Here is a 20,668-nt window from a genome sequence, read left to right on the forward strand (position 1 = left end):
AAAGCCTAGGTCACGGGTTCGCGTGCCGTCACAGTCCGGTAGGCGATCTCGGCGAGTCGCGCCTGGCCGTCCCTGCTCGGGTGGAACCAGTCCCAGTGGCTCAACTGGTCCGTGCCGAAGCGGTAGTCGAAGACGGCGTTCCCGTCGAAGCGGCAGCGCCGGTCCTTGGCGCACACCTCGCGCAGCACCTGGTTGTACTCCTTCACCCGGTCCTGCACCTGCCCGCGCCGCAGGGTCGCCGCCGAGTTCAGCGAGTCCGCGTCCCCGAGCATCGAGGGGCAGATGCCCAGTTTCCAGACCTGCTTGCCCAGCGGGTTGCCGCGCCCCTGGGACCAGAGCCGTTTCAGGTCCGGCACGCTCGACACGTACACCTGGGTCTTGGGCAGAGCGCCGCGCAGCGTCTTCATCGCGTCCTGGAACTCAGCGCGGAAGTCGGCTGCGGACGTCATCGCCGAGGCGGAGGACCGGCAGGCGTCGTTGGCGCCCGCCATCACCGTGACCAGCTCCGGCCTGCGGGTCGCCGCCTCGGCCATCTGACCGGGAAGGTCCGCCATCCGTGCCCCGGTCACCGCGTAGTTCCAGCTCCGCTCGGCCGCCCCGGTCGTACCGAGCAGTCGTACGGCGAGCGAGTCGACCCGCGGATCGCTGCCGGTCGCCCACGACACCTCGGGGCAGTCGGACAGCACACTGCACGCGTCGAAACCGCGGGTGATGGAGTCGCCGACCGCGGCCATGGAGTCCGGGCTGCGGTCCCAGACCGGCGTGGGCCTCGGGGACGGGCGGGCGCCCGTCCCGCCGGACGGGGAATCGCCACCCGAGGCGTCGCAGGCGGCCACCCCCAGGAGAGCCGCCGCTGCGGCGACGGCGAGGACGGCCCGCGAACGGTGGCTGCGATTCCGCATCCCCTGGTCTCCTCGTTCGTTGTACAGGGTTGGTCGGCACCCGCTCCGCGCGGTCGGTCGCACCACGTCGTACACGGTCGGTCGCACCGCGATTCCGCGGTGTGGCCGGCTTCCGCCCGGCAGGCGGGCCCGGAGTCCCGGCAAGGGAGTCCGGACACGTCCCGCCGGGTGAAACCTCGGAGGTTCACGGCGCTTGGACCGACGGTACGTCACACTCCTTGCGCCGCCGCAGGGTAGCCTCGCCACGTGGCCGCCCTGCCACTGCCGTTCCGCTAAGTTACAAGATGTCTCGCTCTGTCCGGAGGCCCCAGTGACGACACGTGGAGTTCTCTACGTGCACTCCGCGCCCCGCGCGTTGTGTCCGCATGTCGAGTGGGCGGTCGCGGGGGTGCTCGGCACGCGCGTCAGCCTCGACTGGATCCGGCAGCCCGCCGCGCCCGGCACCTGGAGATCCGAGTTCTCCTGGAAGGGCGAGGTCGGCACCGCCTCCAAGCTCGCCTCCGCGCTGCGCGGCTGGCATCTGCTGCGCTTCGAGGTCACCGCCGAGCCCTGCCCCACCGCCGAGGGCGAGCGCTACAGCTGCACCCCCGAGCTCGGCATCTTCCACGCCGTCACCGGGATCCACGGCGACATCCTGATCCCCGAGGACCGGCTGCGCGCCGCGCTGCTGCGCTCCCAGCGCGGCGAGAGCGACCTGGAGGCCGACCTCGCCAAGCTCCTCGGCAAGCCCTGGGACGACGAACTGGAGCCCTTCCGCTACGCGGGCGAGGGCGCCCCGGTCCGCTGGCTGCACCAGGTGGTGTGACACCCCGTCAGGGGCGCGGCACCGCAACCGAAGAACGTACGGCGTGTGGCCCGTACCCCTGGAACCAGGGGTACGGGCCACACGCCGTTACGGAACGGACTGCCGGCGTCAGACGGAACGGAACGCCAGCACCACGTTGTGCCCACCGAAGCCGAACGAGTCGTTCAGCGCGGCGATACGGCCCTCGACGGGCAGCTTGCGGGCCTCGCCGCGGACGATGTCGGCGGCGGCCTCGGCCTCGGGGTCGAGGTTCTCCACGTTGATGGTCGGCGGCGCGAGCCGGTGGTACAGGGCGAGCACGGTCGCGACCGACTCGACGCCACCGGCGCCACCGAGGAGGTGACCGGTCATCGACTTGGTCGCGGAGACCGCGAAGTGGTCGGCCTCGTCGCCGAACACCTTGCGCAGCGCCTTCAGCTCGGCCACGTCACCGGCCGGAGTCGAGGTGGCGTGCGCGTTCACGTGCACGATCTCGGCCGGGTCCAGGTCCGTGTTGTCGAGCAGGCTCTGGAGGGCGTGCGCGATGCCGCGGCCCTCCGGCTCCGGCTGCACGATGTCGTGGCTGTCGGCCGAGATGCCCTGGCCGACCGCCTCGGCGTACACCCGGGCGCCGCGCTTGGCGGCGTGCTCGGCGGACTCCAGGACGAGGACGCCGGCGCCCTCGCCCAGCACGAAGCCGTCACGGGCGACGTCGTAGGGGCGCGAGGCACCCTGCGGGTCGTCGTTGTTCTTGGACATCGCCATCATGTTGCCGAACGCGGCGATGGGAAGCGGGTGGATGGCCGCCTCGGTGCCACCGGCGACGACGACGTCGGCGCGGCCCGTGCGGATCATCTCGATGGCGTAGCCGATGGCCTCGGCGCCGGAGGCGCAGGCGGAGACCGGGGTGTGCACACCGGCGCGGGCGCCCACGGCGAGCCCCACGTTGGCGGACGGACCGTTCGGCATCAGCATCGGAACGGTGTGCGGGGAGACACGGCGTACGCCCTTCTCCTTCAGCACGTCGTACTGGTCGAGCAGGGTCGTCACACCACCGATGCCGGAGGCGATGACCGTGCCCAGCCGGTCGGGGTCGACGCTCGGGTCCTCGCCCGCCTTGTCGGTGAAACCGGCGTTCGCCCAGGCCTCCTTGGCCGCGATCAGCGCGAACTGCGCCGAGCGGTCCAGTCGGCGGGCCTGCGGGCGGGGAATGACCTCGCCCGGCTCCACGGCGATCTGCGCCGCGATACGGACTGCCTGGTCGGCGGCCCACTCCTGCTCGAGGGGGCGGACGCCGGAACGTCCGGCGATCAGGCCCTCCCAGGTAGAGGCTGCGTCGCCACCCAGCGGTGTGGTTGCGCCGATACCGGTGACGACCACGGTGCGATTGGTCGGGCTCACGGGAATTCTTTCTCCAACGGATACGAGGATTCAGCGGCGCCACCGCCGGGTGGCGGGGCATCAGCCCAGGCGAACCGGGGCACAGGGCCCCGGTGGACCCGGGCGGTCGGCCCAGGTGACCGGAAAGATCAGGCCTGGTTCTTGAGGATGTAGTTCGTCGCGTCGCCGACGGTCTTGAGGTTCTTGACGTCGTCGTCCGGGATCTTGACGTCGAAGCGCTCTTCGGCGGCGACGACGACCTCGACCATGGACAGCGAGTCGACGTCCAGGTCGTCGGTGAAGGACTTGTCCAGCTGGACGTCCTCGGTGGGGATCCCGGCGATCTCGTTGACGATCTCGGCGAGACCTTCGACGATCTCTTCCTGAGTGGCGGCCATGTCAGGCGCTCCTTCGGTGTGTTTCCAGAGGGGTGGCGATATTCCGTACGGACCGGATGATCCGGTACGGAGTGCCTAGGGGAGGGTAACGACCGTCGCGGCGTACACGAGACCCGCCCCGAAGCCGATGACGAGCGCGGTGTCGCCGCTCTTCGCCTCACCGGTCGCCAGGAGCCGCTCCATCGCGAGCGGGATCGAGGCGGCCGAGGTGTTGCCGGTGGTGCGCACGTCACGCGCGACCGTGACGTGCCCCGGCAGTTTCAGCGTCTTCACCATCGAGTCGATGATCCGCTCGTTGGCCTGGTGGGGAATGAAGACATCCAGGTCGTCCGGGCTGATTCCGGCCGCTTCCAGCGCCTGCTGGGCGACCTTCGCCATCTCGAACACGGCCCAGCGGAACACCGCCTGGCCTTCCTGCGTGATGGCAGGGAACTTGATCTCGCCCTTGGAGTCGAGCGGGAGATTGGAGACGTCGCCGACCTTGAAGCGGTCCCACGGCACGGTCTGCTTGATCGTGCCGGCCTTGTCGCCCTCGCTGCCCCAGACCGTGGGGCCGATGTGCGGCTCCTCGGAGGGACCGACGACGACCGCGCCCGCACCGTCGCCGAACAGGAAGGCCGTCGCGCGGTCCTCCAGGTCGGTGAGGTCGGACAGCCGCTCCACGCCGATGACGAGGACGTACTCCGCGGAACCCTCGACGATCATGCCCTTGGCGAGGGTCAGGCCGTAGCCGAAGCCCGCGCAGCCGGCCGAGATGTCGAAGGCCGCGGCCTTGTTCGTGCCGAGCTTGTCGGCGATCTCGGTGGCGATGGCCGGGGTCTGGGAGAAGTGCGACACGGTGGAGACCACCACGGCGCCGATCTGGTCGGCGCTGATCCCGGCGTCGGACAGTGCCTTGCCGGACGCCTCGATCGACATCGCGGCCACGGTCTCCTCGTCGGAGGCCCAGTGCCGGGTCTCGATGCCGGAGCGCGAACGGATCCACTCGTCGGACGAGTCGATCGTCTCCAGGATCACCTCGTTGGGCACCACCCGGACGGGACGGTAGCCGCCGACGCCGAGGATGCGCGCGAACGGAGCGCCCTTGGGTGCCTTGATCTTCGACATGCTCTCGGGCTCCTCAGGCAGCGCCGTGCTCGGCGATGAGCTCGCGAGCCGCGTCCAGGTCGTCGGGGGTCTTCAGGGCCAGCGTCGTGACACCGGGCAGCGCGCGCTTGGCCAGACCGGTGAGCGTGCCGCCGGGGCACACCTCGATCAGCGCGGTCGCGCCGAGCTTCTGGAAGGTCTCCATGCACAGGTCCCAGCGGACCGGGTTGGCGACCTGGCCGACCAGGCGGGAGACGACCTCGGTACCCGAGGCGACGGCCTGGCCGTCACGGTTCGAGACGTAGGCGACCCGCGGGTCCGCCGGACTCAGGTCCTCGGCGGCCTTGGCCAGCGCCTCGACCGCGGGGGCCATGTGGACGGTGTGGAACGCGCCCGCCACCTTCAGTGCCACGACACGCCGGACACCCTCGGGCTTGTCCGCCTCCAGGGCGGCCAGCTGCTCCAGCGTGCCGGCGGCCACGATCTGGCCCGCGCCGTTCACGTTCGCCGGGGTCAGACCGAGCTTCTCCAGGTGCGCGACCGTCGTGTCGGGGTCCCCGCCGAGCAGCGCCGACATACCGGTCCGCGTGATGGCGGCGGCGTCGGCCATCGCGAGGCCGCGCTTGCGTACGAGGGTCAGCGCGGCGGTGTCGTCGAGCACTCCCGCGAACGCGGCGGCGGTGATCTCGCCGACGCTGTGGCCGGCGACGGCACCGGGGGTGACGTCACCGAGTGCCGCGGCGGACAGGAGACCGGCGGCGACCAGGAGCGGCTGGGCGACAGCCGTGTCACGGATCGCGTCCGCGTCGGCCTGCGTGCCGTAGTGGGCAAGGTCCAGCCCGATGGCGTCCGACCACGCGGCGAGGCGTTCGGCGGCGCCGGGGAGGTCGAGCCAAGGAGTCAGGAAGCCAGGCGTCTGAGCGCCCTGGCCGGGAGCGACGAGTACGAGCACTCTCACACTCTCTCTTGTGGACGGCCACGGCCGCCCGTGGGGACAGGGACGAAGAACACGAGGGGGAATTGTAGGACCCCGACAAAAGCCTAGGTTTGCGGATCTCCATCGGCCAGACGCCCCAGGATCAGCGCGATCCGCAGCGTGAACGCCGATCGAACATCCGAGGGCGACCAGCCGGTGACGTCAGTCACACGTCGGAGCCGGTAGCGCACGGTGTTGGGGTGGACGAACAGCATCCGGGCCGCGCCTTCGAGGCTGCTCGCCTGCTCCAGGTAGACGGCCAGCGTCTCCAGGAGCGCGGAGCCTGCTTCCTCCAGCGGTCTGTAGATCTCCTCCACCAACTGCTCGCGGGCCGACGGGTCTCCGGCGATCGCGCGCTCCGGCAGCAGATCGTCCGCCAGTACCGGACGCGGGGCGTCCTGCCAGGCGAAACACGCCTTCAGCCCGGCCGCCGCGGCCTGTGCCGACCGGGTCGCGGCCAGCAGATCGGGCACGATCGGCCCGGCCACGACCGATCCGGCGGCGTACGGACCGATCAGCGACTTGGCGACGGCGAGCGGGTTGTCGCTGCCGCCCGCGATGACGACCAGCCGGTCCCCGAGCACCCCCGTCAGCACCTGGAGCTTGGCGTGCCGGGCCGCCCGCCGGATCGCCTCGACCGTCAGCTCACTGTCACCGTCGGGCGCCGTGCCCAGCACCACGCAGACATGGTCGGGCGAGTTCCACCCGAGCGCGGCGGCCCGGGAGACGGCACCCTCGTCGGCCTCGCCGGAGAGCACCGCGTTCACCACGAGCGACTCGAGCCGGGCGTCCCAGGCACCGCGTGCCTCCGCGGCCTGCGCGTACACCTGGGCGGTGGCGAAGGCGATCTCGCGGGCGTAGACGAGCAGCGCCTCACGCAGCACGGACTCGTCGCCGGGCGCCGCCACCTCGTCGATGGCCGATTCCATGACCTCGATTGTCGTCCGCACCATCTCCACCGTCTGGCGCAGCGTGATGGCCCTGGTCAGCTCGCGTGGCGCGGTGCCGAAGACGTCGGTGGAGATGGCCTGCGGCGCGTCCGGGTGCCGGAACCACTCCGTGAAGGCCGCGATGCCGGCCTGGGCGACCAGCCCGATCCACGACCGGTTCTCCGGTGGCATGGCCCGGTACCACGGCAGCGTCTCGTCCATCCGCGTGATGGCCTGGGCGGCGAGACTGCCGGCCGACTTCTCCAGCCGCTTGAGGGTCGCGGTGTGCGAGTCGACTTCGTGCGCTGGGCGCTCGGTGTTGCTGGCTTCGGGTTCGGGCACGGGACAAGACTGCCTTATCCGGACGGAGCTGTGCGGCGGCGGGTCGCATGTAGGCGGGAGGCGGCCGCCGGGCCGGGGCCAGGGCCTGTCGTCCGGATCATGTGGCGGGACACACCTCGGTGCCGCCTGATCGGGACGACAGGCCCTACCGTGGGTGCGTGATGGACGTCCGCCGCGCCGACGAGCGCTACCGCGGAGGGGACCCGGCGGCCGGGATCTCCTCGCTCCACGCCTTTTCCTTCGGCCCGCACTACGACCCCGACAACCTCCGCTTCGGCGCGGTGATCGCCTGCAACGAGGAGCGGCTCGCCCCCGGCGCGGGCTTCGACGAGCACCCGCACAGCCACACCGAGATCGTCACCTGGGTGGTGGAGGGCGAGCTGACCCATCGCGACTCGGCGGGGAACGAGTCGGTGCTGCGCCACGGGGACCTCCAGCGGCTGAGTTCGGCGGGAGGCGTCCGCCATGTCGAGCGCAACGACGGCGAGCTGCCGCTGGTCTTCGTCCAGATGTGGCTGGCCCCGGTGGACCCGGGCGGCGACCCCGCGTACGAGACCGTCCGCGGCATCGCCGACTCCACCCCGTACGCCGTTCCCGAGGCGGGAGCCATGCTCCATGTGCGCCGGCTGACGGCGGGCGAGCGCACGGCCGTTCCCGACGCGCCCCACGTCTACATCCATGTCGTGCGCGGCGAGGTCCGGCTGGACGGCGTGGAACTGGGGGAGGGGGACGCGGCCCGGGTCACGGACGCGAAGGACCTGGAGCTGGTCGCCGGGGCTCCGGCGGAGCTGCTGGTGTGGGAGATGGCGGTCGGCTGACGCCGGGGTTCGGCGCGAGGCGCCGGCCTTCCGCGGGACCGACCGGACGCGGCGGCCTTCCCCGGCCCGCTCCGAGGCCGCCGCCGGCCCGCGTCAGGAGGCGAGGTCGGCCAGCACCGCGTCCGTGAAGGGCGTCCACGCCTCGACGGCCCAGGGGCCGAAGTTCCGGTCGGTCAGCGCGACGCAGGCGGCGCCCGCGGCCGGGTCGACCCACAGGAACGTACCGGCCTGGCCGAAGTGGCCGAAGGTGCGCGGCGAGGACGAACTCCCCGTCCAGTGCGGTGACTTGGAGTCGCGGATCTCGAAGCCCAGCCCCCAGTCGTTGGGGTTCTGGTGACCGTACCCCGGAAGGACGCCCTTGGTGCCCGGGTACTGGACGGTCATCGCCTCCGCGACCGTACGCGGGTCCAGCAGCCGCGGCGCCTGGAGCTCGGCGGCGAAGCGGACGAGGTCGTCCACGGTCGAGACACCGTCCCTCGCGGGCGAACCGTCCAGCGTCGTCGCGGTCATGCCGAGCGGTTCGAGAACCGCCTGCCGCAGATACTCCGCGAACGGCATGTCCGCCGCCTTGGCGATGTGGTCTCCGAGCACCTCGAACCCGGCGTTGGAGTACAGCCGCCGCTCCCCGGGCGTGAAGGTCGCCCGGTGCTCGTCGAAGGCCAGACCCGAGGTGTGCGCGAGCAGGTGCCGGACCGTCGAACCGGCGGGCCCGGCGGGTTCGTCGAGCTCGATCGCCCCCTCCTCGTACGCGACGAGTGCGGCGTACGCGGCGAGCGGCTTGGTGACGGACGCCAGCGCGAACCGGTGCCCGCCCGGCCCGTGCGAGCCGATCACGGTGCCGTCGGCGCGGACGACCGCGGCCGCGGCGGTGGGAACGGGCCAGTTCGAGATCAGCGCCAGGCTCTGCAAGGACATGCCCCGAGCCTAAGCGGCTCAGAGGCGCAGCCGCATCGAGGGGTCGGGCTTGTGGACGAACCCGAGGGCCGCGTAGAGCGGCTCGGCCTCGGCGGAGGCGTTGAGGTCGACCTGGACGACACCGCGCTCACGGAACCAGTCGAGGAGCGTCTCCATGCAGGCGCGGGCGTAGCCGCGGCGCCGGGCGCCCGGATCGGTGGCGACGCTGAAGACGTACCCCACCACGCCATGTGGATTGTCCGCCCGCCCGATCCGGTACTCGACCGTCCCGGCGACGAGCGCCGCGAGAGTGCCCGGCCGCTCCGGGTGGTCGATCACGAAGGCGACGAAGGATTCCTCGGGACCGGCGAGCTTCGCGCGTACGGTCGGCAGCGACGCGGCGTGCCACGCGCTGGAGGAGTCCACGTCGAAGACCGAGTCGATCATCACCTGGCGCAGGCGCAGCACTTCGGAGGCGTCATCGGGCGTGGCGCGGCGTACGAGACCCATGATCCGCACGGTAACCATCGTCTCCCGGCCATGTCCTTGGGATTTTCGGCCGGTTCGGTTGCCTGGAGTGGACTCCAAGGTTTTAGCGTGGAGTCCATGACGGTGATGGAGACCACAGCCGAGGCCACCGGGACCGACGCGTGCGCCGGGCCTCCCGAGCAGGAGCGGCGCCCGGACGGCCGGGACAACTACACGATCAGCGAGGTCGTCGCCTTCACCGGCCTCAGCGCGCACACCCTGCGCTGGTACGAGCGCATCGGGCTGATGCCGCACATCGACCGCTCGCACACCGGCCAGCGCCGCTACAGCAACCGCGACCTGGACTGGCTGGACCTCGTCGGCAAGCTCCGGCTCACCGGGATGCCGGTCGCCGACATGGTCCGCTACGCGGAGATGGTGCGCGCCGGCGACCACACGTACATGGACCGCTACGAGCTCCTGGAGGCGACCCGCCGGGACGTCCGGGCCCGGATCGCGGAGCTCCAGGACACCCTGGCCGTGCTCGACCGGAAGATCGGCTTCTACGGGGACGCGACCAGCGTCCTCGCCTCGGAGCCGTCCTGACGGCGGAGGCCCGGCCACGGCCGGGCACGACCGGCACCCGAGGGTGCAGGCCCGCTAGAGCTGGGCGAGCAGTTCCGCCTTCTTCACGGAGAACTCCTCGTCCGTGACGAGCCCTGCCTCGTACAGCTCCCCGAGATGCCGGATCCGGTCGGCGATGTCGGCCGGGTCGCGGTGCGGCGCCGCGACCAACGGCGCGGGGCTCGCGGAGCGCGCGGCGGCGAGCACGGCCGCGGCGAACGGCAGCGACTCGTGGACCGGCCCGTACCCGAGCCCGAAGACGACCGCCGCCGGGTCCTGGTCCGCCTGGGCGGGATGCGCCGGGGCGGGCTCCCGCCGCAGCAGCCGCAGATGCCCCTCGAACACCTCCGGGGAGCGCCACTCGACCCCGCACAGCGCGGAGACCGGGAAGGTCTGGTCGCCGGCTTTCCACTTCGCCGAGGACGCGCCCGTCCAGAACCACCGGAAGGACACCGTCTTGCCGTCGAAGGTGGCCTTCCCGTCGTAGGCCTTGAAGGTCAGCGGCCCCTCGGGCGGCTTCACGAGAAAGCGCTCGGCGGGCTCCTCGTCCGTGGTGAGCTGTCCGCGCAGCTCGTCCGCGTAGTACTCGGCGAGCGTCTCGCGTTCGGCCGGCAGCACCAGCCGATAGGGGTCGCACCCCTCCTTGAGCTGCCCCGCGGCCGCTTCCATCAGCGGATCGGCGCCGGGTCTCGGCACCGCACGCAGAACGACCGTGCCTCGCTTCCCGGGCGTCAGCGTCACCGCCGCGAGCGCCTCCAGGGGGACACGGCGTTCGCCGAGCGCCTGGAACAGCTTCGGTGTACGGATCCCCCGTTCGAAGCGGATGAGCACGGAGTCGGACTCGAACTCCCAGGCGGCATGAAATCCGGCCAGTACGTCACCCATGCGGGCCATCGTATGCGGCACGCAAGCCTCCGTCGCCTCTCTGGGCGGACCGCAGTTTTTCGTCCTCTACGCGCGTCAGGCCGACGCGCCGGCGGACAAACCCGTCCGACAGGCGTCGTCATCACGCGCGCAGCTGACAGCGCGGTACGCGCCGATCCCGATCTCCGCGAAGTTGCGGAGACTCTCCGTGCCCGGCTGGAAGTAGCCGGCGTGACCCTTCGCCCCCTCGGCCGACAGGACGCGCGCCCCGAACCCCTTCGACACCGGGTCCGCGCCGTGCCCGAGGCCGCCGACCTCCATGTGCGGCACGTCCTGGATCCAGTCGTCCGCGTCGCGCATCGCCCAGACCCGGGCCGTGGTGTGCAGGTTGGCCGCCTTCGCCGCCCGCATGCCGGGGCTGCCCGCCACCGCTATGTCGGACACCCGGGAGGGCAGTGAAGAGGCAGCCACCCCGCACAGGACCGAGCCGTAGCTGTGGCAGTACAGCGCCACCTCCGAGCTGCCCGGCAGCGCCCGCACCAGCGCGTTCAGCCGCACCGCGCCGTCCTCGGCCCGCATGGCGGTGGCCGAGTCGATACCGAGTCCGCTGGGCGTCGTGTAGTCGGCCCACGCGATCACGGCGGTCCGCATGCCCGGGTCCGCCGAGCGCTCGGCCCGGTAGAGCGAGCCCGCCATGCCGACCGGCGCCGAGTACTGCTTGTACGTGCGCTGGAAGGTGAGCAGGTCGGTGTCGACACCGGGGACCACGACCGAGACCCGGCGGGCCTTGTCGAGGTCGCCGAAGACCTCGGCGACCCGGCCCGAGCCGTTGGGGTCGAAGGCCAGGATCCTGCGGCCCTTGTGCAGCAGCGCTTCGTAGCGGTGCATGCGGCGGCCCGCGTCGTACTGGCCGAGCGAGGACAGCCGGTTGTCGTGCATGCGCCCGCGCTCGACTGTGCGCTCGTGCTTGAGCGCCAGACGGTTCGCCGTGTAGCGCAGGGTCACCGGCGCACCGTTCATGTTGCCGACCGCGAGCGGATAACGGTGGACGAGCTGTGAACGCTGCTGCGCGTCGAGCGTGGTGAAGAACTGGGACAGCGAACCCGGAGTGGAGTCCGGGTCGGGCAGCTTGTGCCCGGCGATGCTGCCGCGCTCCCACGCAGAGCGCGACGCCTGGAGCGGAGAGGCTGCCCGGTGGCTGTGGAGCGCGGTCCAGCCACTGGTGGCCAGCATCACGAACACCACGGCCAGCGCGAGCAGTGCGCGCCAGACGTTGAGTTGGGGGGTGGTGTCGAAGGAAGTCACTGAGAGGACACCCTAGGAGAAGTGAAGAGCCTCCCGTTAAACGAGTGACTGGGATCACGTTTCTGATGGGGTAATTAGGGCAAACCGGGTTCAGTTTGAGTTAAATAGTGACGCTGTGTACGTGCTTTTCCGCTATGTGTGTGCGATATGTGACGCTCTGCATGGGGGTGTTGTGATGGTCCGGCGCTTTCGCGGAGCGTCTGGCGCGGGCGTCATCCGTACAACGAGCGCGGGCGTGCGCGAGGTTCCGTACGCGGGTGGGCGTCAGTCCGGGTACGGGCTCTGGGTCAGATCGTGTACGCGGGAGGGCGCCGTATCCCGTACGCCGGCCCGGACCTGCTCTCCCGCCCGGGCGGGTGCCGGGTGTCGCGCCGGGCTTCCAAGGGGTGTCGCGCCGGCTTCCAAGAGGTGACCCGGCGGGCTTCCGGACGGCTGCCCGGCGGGCTTCCAAGGGGTGATCCGGTGACACGAATCGTCACCGGGCGTCACCGAACGTCACCGCGGCGTGGTACCCCACTTCTCCGCCAACGCGGGTCCCACCTGGTCGAGATAGGCCGCGGTCAGCTCGCGGATCGCCTCGACGCTGGTGTCCTCGCCCGCGCCCCACAGCCGGCCCGTCACCCGCATCACCCCGCCGAACACCGCGACCGCGATGCGCGGGCGCGGGTCCGTGTCCACGTCGAGGCCCTCGCGCTCGGCGATGAGCCGCGCGATCTCCTCCTCGATCTCCTCCGAGCGGCGCAGATGCACGGCGAGCAGCGCGGGGGTCGACTCGATCAATTGGTAGGTGCGCATGTGCAGTTCGATGGGCACCACCTCCTCGATCGCCTCGCCGATCGTGTCCCAGCTCTCCAGGACGGCCCGGCGCAGTGCCTCCAACGGGGCCTCGTGGGGCGGTCGTTCGCGCACCGCGTCGATGAAATGCGCCTCCGTGAGCCGCTGGAGGAACAGGGCGGCGTCCTCCTTGCCCGCGAAGTAGCGGAAGAAGGTGCGCTGGGAGACGTCGACGGCCTCGGTGATCTCGTCGACCGTGGTCCGCTCGTAACCCTGGGTGGTGAACAGTTCGAGGGCGGCCCGCAGCAGGGCGTCCCGGGTGCGCTGCTTCTTGCGCTCCCGCAGCCCGGGGCGTGCCACCACCGGCTCCGCCGGCTGCAAGGGCTCCGCAGACTCCGCCGGCTCCGACGCCGTCGCGCCGGCCGCCGACGCCCCCGTCCCGGCCGTCGGCTCCGCCGTTCCGGCCGTGTCTGCCACGCCTGCCGTGTCCACCGTTTCCGTCATGTGCCGCGTTCTCTCCCAACCGAACTGTTCGCGCAGTTCAGCCTATCTGTGAGCGACGTGACAGTTACCGACTTGTGAATCAGTTTGTCAATTGTCAGCGGCTGTCACTAGCCTCGAAAAATGACTAGTCAGACCACCATCGACAAGACGGGCCCGGAGGACAAGACTCCGGACTCCCCGTTGGACCGGGCTCCGTCCACGGGCCTGCGCGGCCATCCATGGTTCACCCTCATCACCGTGGCCGTCGGGGTCATGATGGTGGCCCTGGACGGCACCATCGTGGCCATCGCCAACCCGGCCATCGCCAAGGACCTCGGCGCGACCTTCGCCGACGTCCAGTGGATCACCAACGCCTACTTCCTCGCCCTCGCGGTCTCCCTCATCACCGCGGGCAAGCTCGGCGACCGCTTCGGCCACCGGCAGACCTTCCTGATCGGCGTGACCGGCTTCGCCGCCGCGTCCGGCGCGATCGGCCTGTCGCACAGCATCGCCCTCGTGGTCACCTTCCGCGTCTTCCAGGGCCTGTTCGGCGCGCTGCTCATGCCGGCCGCGCTGGGCCTGCTCCGCGCGACCTTCCCGGCCGAGAAGCTGAACATGGCGATCGGCATCTGGGGCATGGTCATCGGCGCCTCCACCGCGGGCGGCCCGATCCTCGGCGGACTGCTCGTCCAGCACGTCAGCTGGCAGTCGGTGTTCTTCATCAACGTGCCGGTCGGCCTGATCGCCCTCGTGCTGGGCCTGCTGATCCTGCTCGACCACCGCGCCGAGAACGCCCCGCGCTCCTTCGACATCCTCGGCATCGTGCTGCTGTCCGGCGCGATGTTCTGCCTGGTGTGGGCCCTGATCAAGGCCCCGGCCTGGGGCTGGGGCGACGGCAAGACCTGGCTCTTCCTCGGTCTGTCCGTCCTGGGCTTCGCGGCGTTCTCCTTCTGGGAGACGCGGGTCAAGGAACCGCTGATCCCGCTCGCCCTCTTCCGCTCCGTCCCGCTCTCGGCGGGTGTGGTGCTGATGGTGCTCATGGCCATCGCCTTCATGGGCGGCCTGTTCTTCGTGACGTTCTACCTCCAGAGCGTGCACGGCATGAGCCCGGTCGACGCGGGCCTGCACCTGCTCCCGCTCACCGGCATGATGATCGTCGGCTCCCCGCTCGCGGGTCTGGCCATCACCAAGCTCGGCCCGCGCATCCCGCTCGCGAGCGGCATGGCGGCCACCGCGATCGCCATGTACGGCATGTCGACGCTGGAGGCCGACACCTCCAGCGGTGTGATGTCCGTCTGGTTCGCCCTGCTCGGCTTCGGTCTCGCACCGGTCATGGTCGGCGCGACCGAGGTCATCGTCGGCAACGCGCCGATGGAGCTCTCCGGCGTCGCCGGCGGTCTCCAGCAGGCCGCCATGCAGGTCGGCGGAAGCCTCGGCACGGCCGTCCTGGGCGCCGTGATGGCCTCCAAGGTCGACAGCGACCTCCCGGGCAACTGGACCGACGCCAAGCTGCCGCCGCTCACCCCGGCCCAGCTCGACCAGGCCTCCGAGGCGGTCCGGGTCGGCGTCGCGCCGGTCACCAAGGACACCCCGGCCGCGATCGCCGCGCAGATCACCGACGTCGCCCACGAGACCTTCATCTCCGGCATGAGCCTCGCCTGCCTCGTCGCCGCGGGTGTCGCCGTCGTGGCCGTCTTCGTCGCGCTGCTCACCAAGCGGGGCGAGAACGCGGAGGCCGGCGCGGGCGTCGGCCACATCTGACGATCCGCCCGTCGGCCACATCTGACGGACCCGCCCGTACGCGGGCGGGTCTGTGGGCGTGAAACGGGGGTACCCGACTCATCGACCCGAACCGACCGAGAGGTCACGGGAGTTCAGGAGCGGATGATGGCGGGTTTCGGAAACGGTACGCGCAGGCACCCCCGTTCACGTGGCCGTACAGGATCACGGACCGGGCCGGACAGCGCGACCCTGGGGATCGTCGGCACCGTGTGCGCGGTGGCCGGGTTCTTCACGCTGGGGATCGTCCTCGGGCCGGCCGCGATGGTCTGCGGGTGGCTCGCGATGGGCCGCCGCTGGACCGGCTCAGGGCCGGTGCCGGCGCTGATAGCCCTGGTACTGGGAGCGATCGACACACTCCTGGCGGTCATCTGGCTGGGTGGCGGACCGGGCAACGGCCTGCTCTGACACCGGCGGGACCGAACCGGATACGGGCCCGTGTGCCGCCTGAGCGGCGCGCGGGCCCGTCGGTGTGTTCGGGGCGCGCGCCCACCGGTCTGCACGAGCGGCCCACCGGTCCGTACGAGCGTGTCCACAGGTCCGTACGAGCGAGCCCCCCTCCCCTCCCACCCTCCCCGGGCTAGGTGGGGGAGTGTTCCTCCGAGCCCGCCGACAAGGGACGCGGCAGGATTCCCGGGCCGCCGGTCAGGGCAGCGACCTCGGCCCGCAGCGCCTGCACCTCGGCCGTCAGCGCCTCGATCGCCGCGGTCTGCCGCCGCTCCTCCACGTCGTCCTTCTCGAAGCGGGAGATGAACCAGGCGGCGATGTTCGCGGTGACCACACCGAGGAGGGCGATCCCGGAGAGCATCAGCCCGACCGCGAGGACGCGGCCCATCCCCGTCGTCGGGGCGTGGTCGCCGTACCCCACGGTCGTCATCGTCGTGAACGACCACCACACCGCGTCACCCAGCGTCTTGATGTTCCCGTTCGGTGAGTCCCGCTCCACCGACAGCACGGCCAGCGAGCCGAACATCAGCAGGCCGACGACCGCGCCCCCGACGTACGTCGTCAGCCGGATCTGCGAGGCCATCCGCGCGCGCCGCCCCACCAGCATCAGCGTGGCGACGAGCCGCAGCAGCCGCAGCGGCTGGAGGATCGGCAGGATCACGGCGCACAGGTCGAGCCAGTGGCCGCGGACGAAGGGCATCCGTCGCGGTGTGAGGGCGAGCCGCACGAGGTAGTCGGTCGCGAAGGCCCCCCACACCACCCACTCCACCACCGTGCAGGTGAACGTCACGGATGGGCCGGCGTCGCTGTCCACGATCGGCACGGCGTACGCGAGGGCGAACGCCACCGCGAGGACGAGCAGGGGCCGCTGGGTGCGCAGTTCCCAACGGGCCTGTGCCGAGTCTTCCTTCATGCCCGCATCGTAGAAAGAAAACGGGCGAGGGGCGGCGGGCCCACGGCCCGCCGCCCCTCGTCAGCCCTGCCCCGCGTCCCGTCGCACGACCGAGACGACAGGCCCTACGCGTCGCCGCCCGCCGCGCCCGGGTCGGCCGCCCTCACGTCGAGGAGCTGGTAGCGGTCGACGGCCTGCTTCAGCACCGAACGGTCCACCTTGCCCTCACGGGCCAGCTCGGTCAGCACGGCGACCACGATCGACTGCGCGTCGATGTGGAAGAAGCGCCGGGCCGCGCCGCGCGTGTCCGCGAAGCCGAAACCGTCCGCGCCGAGGGACTGGTAGGTGCCGGGCACCCACCGGGCGATCTGGTCGGGAACCGATCGCATCCAGTCGGAGACGGCCACGAACGGGCCCTGGGCGGAGGACAGCTTCCGCGTCACGTACGGGACGCGCTGCTCCTCCTCGGGGTGCAGCAGGTTGTGCCGCTCCACGTCGACCGCCTCGCGCCGCAGCTCGTTCCAGGAGGTCGCCGACCAGACGTCGGCCCTGACGTTCCACTCCTCGGCGAGGATCCGCTGCGCCTCCAGAGCCCACGTGACGCCGATACCGGACGCCATGATCTGGGCGGGGATGGTGCCCGAGGTGCCCTCGCTGAAGCGGTAGAGGCCCTTCAGGATGCCCTCGGCGTCCACGTTCTCCGGCTCGGCCGGGTGCTGGAGCGGCTCGTTGTAGACGGTCAGGTAGTAGAAGACGTCCTCGCCGTGCGGGTGCTCCTCGGACGAGCCGTACATACGGCGCAGACCGTCCTGGACGATGTGCGCGATCTCGAAGCCGAACGCCGGGTCGTAGGCGACACAGCCCGGGTTCGTCGAGGCGAGCAGCTGCGAGTGGCCGTCCGCGTGCTGGAGACCCTCACCGGTCAGCGTCGTACGTCCGGCGGTCGCGCCCAGGACGAAACCGCGCGCCAGCTGGTCGGCCATCTGCCAGAACTGGTCACCCGTTCGCTGGAAACCGAACATCGAGTAGAAGACGTAGACCGGGATGAGCGGCTCGCCGTGCGTGGCGTACGCCGAACCGGCGGCGATCAGCGAGGCCGTGCAGCCCGCCTCGGAGATGCCGTCGTGCAGCATCTGCCCGGTCGGTGACTCCTTGTAGGCGAGCAGCAGTTCGCGGTCCACCGACTCGTACTGCTGGCCGAGCGGGTTGTAGATCTTCGCGCTCGGGAAGAACGAGTCCATGCCGAACGTGCGGTACTCGTCGGGCGCGATCAGCACGAACCGCTTGCCGATCTCCTTGTCCCGCATGAGGTCCTTGAGCAGCCGCACAAAGGCCATGGTCGTGGCGATGGACTGCTGACCCGAGCCCTTCTTCACGCTCGCGTACGTCTTGTCCTCGGGCAGGACCAGCGGCTTCGACCGCACGACGCGCGTCGGGACGTACCCGCCGAGCCCCTTGCGGCGGTCGTGCATGTACTGGATCTCCTCCGAGTCGCGGCCCGGGTGGTAGTACGGCGGCGCGCCGTCCTCCAGCTCCTTGTCGGAGATCGGCAGGTGCAGCCGGTCGCGGAAACCCTTGAGGTCGGCGACCGTCAGCTTCTTCATCTGGTGCGTGGCGTTGCGGCCCTCGAAGTTCGGGCCGAGCGTCCAGCCCTTGACCGTCTGCGCCAGGATCACCGTCGGCTGGCCCGCGTGCGCCTTGGCCGCAGAGAACGCCGCGAAGATCTTCTTGTGGTCGTGACCGCCGCGCCCCAGGTGCAGGATCTGGTCGTCGGTCATGTTCTCCACCATCGCGCGCAGCCGGTGGTCGTCGCCGAAGAAGTGGTCGCGGATGTACGAACCCGTCTCCGTGGCGTACGTCTGGAACTGGCCGTCCGGCGTGGTGTTCAGCCGGTTGACGAGCACCCCGTCGCGGTCCTGCGCGAGCAGCGGGTCCCAGGTGCGGTCCCAGACCAGCTTGATGACGTTCCAGCCGGCGCCCCGGAACTGCGACTCCAGCTCCTGGATGATCTTGCCGTTGCCGCGTACCGGGCCGTCGAGGCGCTGGAGGTTGCAGTTGACGACGAAGGTCAGGTTGTCCAGGCCCTCGCGCGCGGCGATCGACAGCTGGCCCAGCGACTCCGGCTCGTCCATCTCTCCGTCGCCGAGGAACGCCCAGACGTGGGACTTGGAGGTGTCCGCGATACCGCGCGCCTCCATGTAGCGGTTCATCCGCGCCTGGAAGATCGCGCCGAGCGGGCCGAGGCCCATCGACACGGTCGGGAACTCCCAGAAGTCCGGCATCAGCCGCGGGTGCGGGTACGAGGACAGCCCGTGGGGCGCCTTCGACTTCTCCTGGCGGAACGCGTCGAGCTGCTGCTCGGAGAGCCGGTCGAGGAGGAACGCGCGGGCGTAGATGCCCGGTGAGGCGTGCCCCTGGAAGAAGATCTGGTCGCCGCCGTCGCCCTCGTCCTTGCCGCGGAAGAAGTGGTTGAAGCCGACGTCGTAGAGCGAGGCCGAGGAGGCGAAGGTCGCGATGTGGCCGCCGACGCCGATGCCGGGGCGCTGCGCCCTGGAGACCATCACGGCGGCGTTCCAGCGGGTCGCGTTGAGGATCTTGCGCTCGATCTCCTCGTTGCCGGGGAAGAACGGCTCGTCCTTGGTCGCGATCGTGTTGACGTAGTCCGTGCTGCGCATCTCGGGCACGGCCACGCGCTTCTCACGGGCTCGCTCGATCAGCCGCAGCATCAGATAGCGGGCCCGCTCCCGGCCGCGCTCGTCGACGGCGGCGTCGAGGGAGTCGAGCCACTCCTGAGTCTCCTCAGGGTCGAAGTCCGGGACCTGGCTGGGAAGGCCGCCAATGATGATCGGGTTGCGATCGGATCCGGAAGCCACGCTGTTCCTTCGCTGTCAGAGGGCTGTCTTCGGTGGGTTTTCCCTGCATCTGCACCGATCCCCATCGTGTACCCCGCGAACGAGTACGTCATCTCTACCAGGGGGTAATGGAGACGCCCGTGCGGACCGTTGGGACGGTCTCGACCAAAACGTAACGATACGCTCAGGGCGTGACGCGTTCCGCAAAGCCGTTCGGCTTTCGCACGCTCCAAGGGTTCCGAAGGGAACAAATGGGGCAGAAGTGTGTGGTGCCCGTCACGCGGCGTCATGATGGCCCGTCGGGAGTTGCGTCGGCACTGCCAGGATCGTCACCGTTTCGACGGTCTCGACGGCCGGGTACTTGCGCGATCCGCTCCGCCCGTGTGGACTACGGCCAACGCTTCGCGTACGCGCGTGGCTGAGATCCCCCGGCTCTGGACGAGCAGAGGGAGACCCCAATTCCGAAACATGATCAGGAGGCAAGCCGTGAGCGCGACCGCGGACCACGCGGAGGAGCGGACCAACCCGGCCGCCAGGCTGGGGTTCGAGCCCGGACAGGTGGTCCAGGAGATCGGCTTCGACGACGACGTTGACCACGAGCTCCGTGAAGGCATCGAATCGCTGATCGGCCAGGATCTGGTCGACGAGGACTACGACGACGTCGCAGACGTGGTGTTGTTGTGGTTCCGGGACGAGGACGGCGATCTCACGGACGCACTGGTGGACGTCATCGGTCTCCTTGAGGACGGCGGCCAGATCTGGCTGCTGACCCCGAAGACCGGCAGGGACGGTTACGTCGAGCCCAGCGACATCAGTGATGCCGCACAGACAGCCGGCCTCTCCCAGACGAAGAGCATCTCCGTCGGCAAGGAATGGTCGGGCACCCGCCTGGCCACCCCCAAGTCGAAGCGCTGAGCTGCAGCTCCGTCTGCCAGCAGAGCATCGTGAGGCCCCCGTCGAGCCACCTCGGCGGGGGCCTCACGCATGCCCCGAACCGGTCCGGACGGCCTCCCGGGCCGCCCCGTCGGCCGGTCCTGTCCGGCAGGCCCGGCGGGGTTCTCCGTCGCGCCCGCCGGCCGGTCCGGCGGGGTCCGCGCAACCACCCGGGGGACCCGGTGGGGGTCGCGCCGCCGCCGGGAGCCGATCACTGCGTACGCTGGTCGTCACCCGAACAGACCCTTGGAAGGGAAGCGAGTGACTATGGCCATCGAGGTCGGCACCAAGGCCCCGGACTTCGAGCTGAAGGACAACCACGGCGCCACCGTGAAGCTGTCCGACTTCCGTGGCGAGAAGAACGTCGTACTGCTCTTCTACCCCTTCGCTTTCACCGGCGTGTGCACCGGCGAGCTGTGCTCCCTGCGTGACAACCTGCCGCAGTTCACGGACCGCGACACCCAGCTCCTCGCGGTCTCCAACGACTCCATCCACACCCTGCGCGTCTTCGCCGAGCAGGAGGGCCTGGAGTACCCGCTTCTCTCCGACTTCTGGCCGCACGGCAACATTTCGCGCGCGTACGGCGTCTTCGACGAGGACAAGGGCTGCGCCGTGCGCGGCACGTTCATCATCGACAAGGAAGGCGTCGTCCGCTGGACGGTCGTCAACGCGCTGCCGGACGCGCGTGACCTGAACGAGTACGTCAAGGCGCTCGACACCCTGTGATTCTTCGGTTCC

General features: G+C 70.4%; 20 protein-coding genes. 7 read left to right on the forward strand and 13 right to left on the reverse strand.

Going from position 1 to position 20,668, the window contains the following annotated elements; all coding sequences use genetic code 11:
- Positions 1-5: 5 nt before the first annotated feature.
- A complete protein-coding gene (locus OG780_RS28430) occupies positions 6-902 on the reverse strand; it encodes an SGNH/GDSL hydrolase family protein (protein ID WP_328452851.1) in 897 nt (298 codons plus the stop codon).
- A gap of 310 nt (positions 903-1,212) precedes the next feature.
- On the opposite strand from OG780_RS28430, the gene OG780_RS28435 reads away from it, so the two are divergent.
- A complete protein-coding gene (locus tag OG780_RS28435) occupies positions 1,213-1,707 on the forward strand; it encodes a DUF3145 domain-containing protein (RefSeq protein ID WP_326788014.1) in 495 nt (164 codons plus the stop codon).
- Positions 1,708-1,815: 108 nt separating this feature from the next.
- Here OG780_RS28435 and fabF read toward each other — a convergent pair whose 3' ends face one another.
- The 5 genes from fabF to OG780_RS28460 form a co-directional block, all read right to left on the reverse strand.
- Complete coding sequence (gene fabF / locus OG780_RS28440) at positions 1,816-3,087, reverse strand: beta-ketoacyl-ACP synthase II (protein ID WP_328452856.1); 1,272 nt, start codon at positions 3,085-3,087, stop codon at positions 1,816-1,818.
- Between the two features lie 128 nt (positions 3,088-3,215).
- Complete coding sequence (locus tag OG780_RS28445; RefSeq protein ID WP_261702511.1) at positions 3,216-3,464, reverse strand: acyl carrier protein; 249 nt, start codon at positions 3,462-3,464, stop codon at positions 3,216-3,218.
- A 75-nt stretch (positions 3,465-3,539) separates the two neighbouring features.
- Entirely contained in the window at positions 3,540-4,571 is a 1,032-nt protein-coding gene (locus OG780_RS28450; protein WP_328452861.1) for a ketoacyl-ACP synthase III, read from the reverse strand.
- A 13-nt stretch (positions 4,572-4,584) separates the two neighbouring features.
- Entirely contained in the window at positions 4,585-5,502 is a 918-nt protein-coding gene (locus OG780_RS28455; RefSeq protein WP_328452863.1) for an ACP S-malonyltransferase, read from the reverse strand.
- A gap of 89 nt (positions 5,503-5,591) precedes the next feature.
- Positions 5,592-6,797 (reverse strand): PucR family transcriptional regulator, encoded by a 1,206-nt coding sequence (locus OG780_RS28460; protein ID WP_326788018.1) that lies wholly within the window; start codon positions 6,795-6,797, stop codon positions 5,592-5,594.
- A gap of 161 nt (positions 6,798-6,958) precedes the next feature.
- Here OG780_RS28460 and OG780_RS28465 point away from each other — a divergent pair, with 161 nt between their 5' ends.
- Positions 6,959-7,615, forward strand: coding sequence for a pirin family protein (locus OG780_RS28465; RefSeq protein ID WP_328458439.1), 657 nt, complete (start codon positions 6,959-6,961; stop codon positions 7,613-7,615).
- Positions 7,616-7,708: 93 nt separating this feature from the next.
- Here the strand turns inward: OG780_RS28465 and OG780_RS28470 are convergent, their stop codons facing one another.
- Together OG780_RS28470 and OG780_RS28475 are read right to left on the reverse strand one after the other, a co-directional pair.
- Positions 7,709-8,530 (reverse strand): serine hydrolase domain-containing protein, encoded by an 822-nt coding sequence (locus OG780_RS28470; protein WP_328452865.1) that lies wholly within the window; start codon positions 8,528-8,530, stop codon positions 7,709-7,711.
- Between the two features lie 18 nt (positions 8,531-8,548).
- Positions 8,549-9,019, reverse strand: a complete 471-nt coding sequence (locus OG780_RS28475; protein ID WP_328452867.1) for a GNAT family N-acetyltransferase — start codon at positions 9,017-9,019, stop codon at positions 8,549-8,551.
- A 96-nt stretch (positions 9,020-9,115) separates the two neighbouring features.
- Here OG780_RS28475 and OG780_RS28480 point away from each other — a divergent pair, with 96 nt between their 5' ends.
- Entirely contained in the window at positions 9,116-9,583 is a 468-nt protein-coding gene (locus OG780_RS28480) for a MerR family transcriptional regulator (protein ID WP_326788021.1), read from the forward strand.
- A gap of 54 nt (positions 9,584-9,637) precedes the next feature.
- Here the strand turns inward: OG780_RS28480 and OG780_RS28485 are convergent, their stop codons facing one another.
- The 3 genes from OG780_RS28485 to OG780_RS28495 all read right to left on the reverse strand — a co-directional run bounded on the left by OG780_RS28485 (position 9,638) and on the right by OG780_RS28495 (position 13,048).
- Positions 9,638-10,486, reverse strand: a complete 849-nt coding sequence (locus OG780_RS28485) for a DUF4429 domain-containing protein (RefSeq protein WP_328452869.1) — start codon at positions 10,484-10,486, stop codon at positions 9,638-9,640.
- A 75-nt stretch (positions 10,487-10,561) separates the two neighbouring features.
- On the reverse strand, positions 10,562-11,770 hold the full coding sequence (locus OG780_RS28490; RefSeq protein WP_328452871.1) for an alpha/beta hydrolase: 1,209 nt from the start codon (positions 11,768-11,770) through the stop codon (positions 10,562-10,564).
- Positions 11,771-12,265: 495 nt separating this feature from the next.
- Positions 12,266-13,048 (reverse strand): TetR/AcrR family transcriptional regulator, encoded by a 783-nt coding sequence (locus tag OG780_RS28495; protein ID WP_328452872.1) that lies wholly within the window; start codon positions 13,046-13,048, stop codon positions 12,266-12,268.
- A 120-nt stretch (positions 13,049-13,168) separates the two neighbouring features.
- Between OG780_RS28495 and OG780_RS28500 the strand changes: the two genes are divergently transcribed.
- Together OG780_RS28500 and OG780_RS28505 are read left to right on the forward strand one after the other, a co-directional pair.
- Positions 13,169-14,788 carry an MFS transporter gene (locus OG780_RS28500; RefSeq protein ID WP_328452874.1) on the forward strand — a complete coding sequence of 540 codons (1,620 nt, stop codon included), beginning with the start codon at positions 13,169-13,171 and terminating at the stop codon, positions 14,786-14,788.
- Between the two features lie 123 nt (positions 14,789-14,911).
- A complete protein-coding gene (locus OG780_RS28505; RefSeq protein WP_326788025.1) occupies positions 14,912-15,214 on the forward strand; it encodes a small hydrophobic protein in 303 nt (100 codons plus the stop codon).
- A gap of 172 nt (positions 15,215-15,386) precedes the next feature.
- Here OG780_RS28505 and OG780_RS28510 read toward each other — a convergent pair whose 3' ends face one another.
- Together OG780_RS28510 and aceE are read right to left on the reverse strand one after the other, a co-directional pair.
- Positions 15,387-16,166, reverse strand: a complete 780-nt coding sequence (locus OG780_RS28510) for a potassium channel family protein (RefSeq protein WP_328452877.1) — start codon at positions 16,164-16,166, stop codon at positions 15,387-15,389.
- Between the two features lie 104 nt (positions 16,167-16,270).
- Positions 16,271-19,018 carry a pyruvate dehydrogenase (acetyl-transferring), homodimeric type gene (gene aceE, locus OG780_RS28515; RefSeq protein WP_328452879.1) on the reverse strand — a complete coding sequence of 916 codons (2,748 nt, stop codon included), beginning with the start codon at positions 19,016-19,018 and terminating at the stop codon, positions 16,271-16,273.
- Between the two features lie 465 nt (positions 19,019-19,483).
- Here aceE and OG780_RS28520 point away from each other — a divergent pair, with 465 nt between their 5' ends.
- Positions 19,484-19,912, forward strand: coding sequence for a DUF3052 domain-containing protein (locus OG780_RS28520; RefSeq protein WP_326788028.1), 429 nt, complete (start codon positions 19,484-19,486; stop codon positions 19,910-19,912).
- A 285-nt stretch (positions 19,913-20,197) separates the two neighbouring features.
- Positions 20,198-20,656: a peroxiredoxin gene (locus tag OG780_RS28525; RefSeq protein ID WP_261702496.1), complete on the forward strand. Its 459-nt coding sequence runs from the start codon at positions 20,198-20,200 to the stop codon at positions 20,654-20,656.
- Positions 20,657-20,668 lie beyond the last annotated feature (12 nt).

The sequence above is a fragment of the Streptomyces sp. NBC_00386 genome (genome assembly GCF_036063235.1).
Classification (GTDB): domain Bacteria; phylum Actinomycetota; class Actinomycetes; order Streptomycetales; family Streptomycetaceae; genus Streptomyces.

What these genes read in the sequence shown, in the direction of transcription:
- OG780_RS28430 (WP_328452851.1), bottom strand. Translation starts at nt 902, where the DNA reads ATGCGGAATCGCAGCCACCGTTCGCGGGCCGTCCTCGCCGTCGCCGCA.
- OG780_RS28445 (WP_261702511.1), bottom strand. Translation starts at nt 3,464, where the DNA reads ATGGCCGCCACTCAGGAAGAGATCGTCGAAGGTCTCGCCGAGATCGTC.
- OG780_RS28450 (WP_328452861.1), bottom strand. Translation starts at nt 4,571, where the DNA reads ATGTCGAAGATCAAGGCACCCAAGGGCGCTCCGTTCGCGCGCATCCTC.
- OG780_RS28465 (WP_328458439.1), top strand. Translation starts at nt 6,959, where the DNA reads ATGGACGTCCGCCGCGCCGACGAGCGCTACCGCGGAGGGGACCCGGCG.
- OG780_RS28470 (WP_328452865.1), bottom strand. Translation starts at nt 8,530, where the DNA reads ATGTCCTTGCAGAGCCTGGCGCTGATCTCGAACTGGCCCGTTCCCACC.
- OG780_RS28475 (WP_328452867.1), bottom strand. Translation starts at nt 9,019, where the DNA reads ATGGGTCTCGTACGCCGCGCCACGCCCGATGACGCCTCCGAAGTGCTG.
- OG780_RS28480 (WP_326788021.1), top strand. Translation starts at nt 9,116, where the DNA reads ATGACGGTGATGGAGACCACAGCCGAGGCCACCGGGACCGACGCGTGC.
- OG780_RS28485 (WP_328452869.1), bottom strand. Translation starts at nt 10,486, where the DNA reads ATGGGTGACGTACTGGCCGGATTTCATGCCGCCTGGGAGTTCGAGTCC.
- OG780_RS28495 (WP_328452872.1), bottom strand. Translation starts at nt 13,048, where the DNA reads ATGACGGAAACGGTGGACACGGCAGGCGTGGCAGACACGGCCGGAACG.
- OG780_RS28500 (WP_328452874.1), top strand. Translation starts at nt 13,169, where the DNA reads ATGACTAGTCAGACCACCATCGACAAGACGGGCCCGGAGGACAAGACT.
- OG780_RS28505 (WP_326788025.1), top strand. Translation starts at nt 14,912, where the DNA reads ATGATGGCGGGTTTCGGAAACGGTACGCGCAGGCACCCCCGTTCACGT.
- OG780_RS28510 (WP_328452877.1), bottom strand. Translation starts at nt 16,166, where the DNA reads ATGAAGGAAGACTCGGCACAGGCCCGTTGGGAACTGCGCACCCAGCGG.
- OG780_RS28525 (WP_261702496.1), top strand. Translation starts at nt 20,198, where the DNA reads ATGGCCATCGAGGTCGGCACCAAGGCCCCGGACTTCGAGCTGAAGGAC.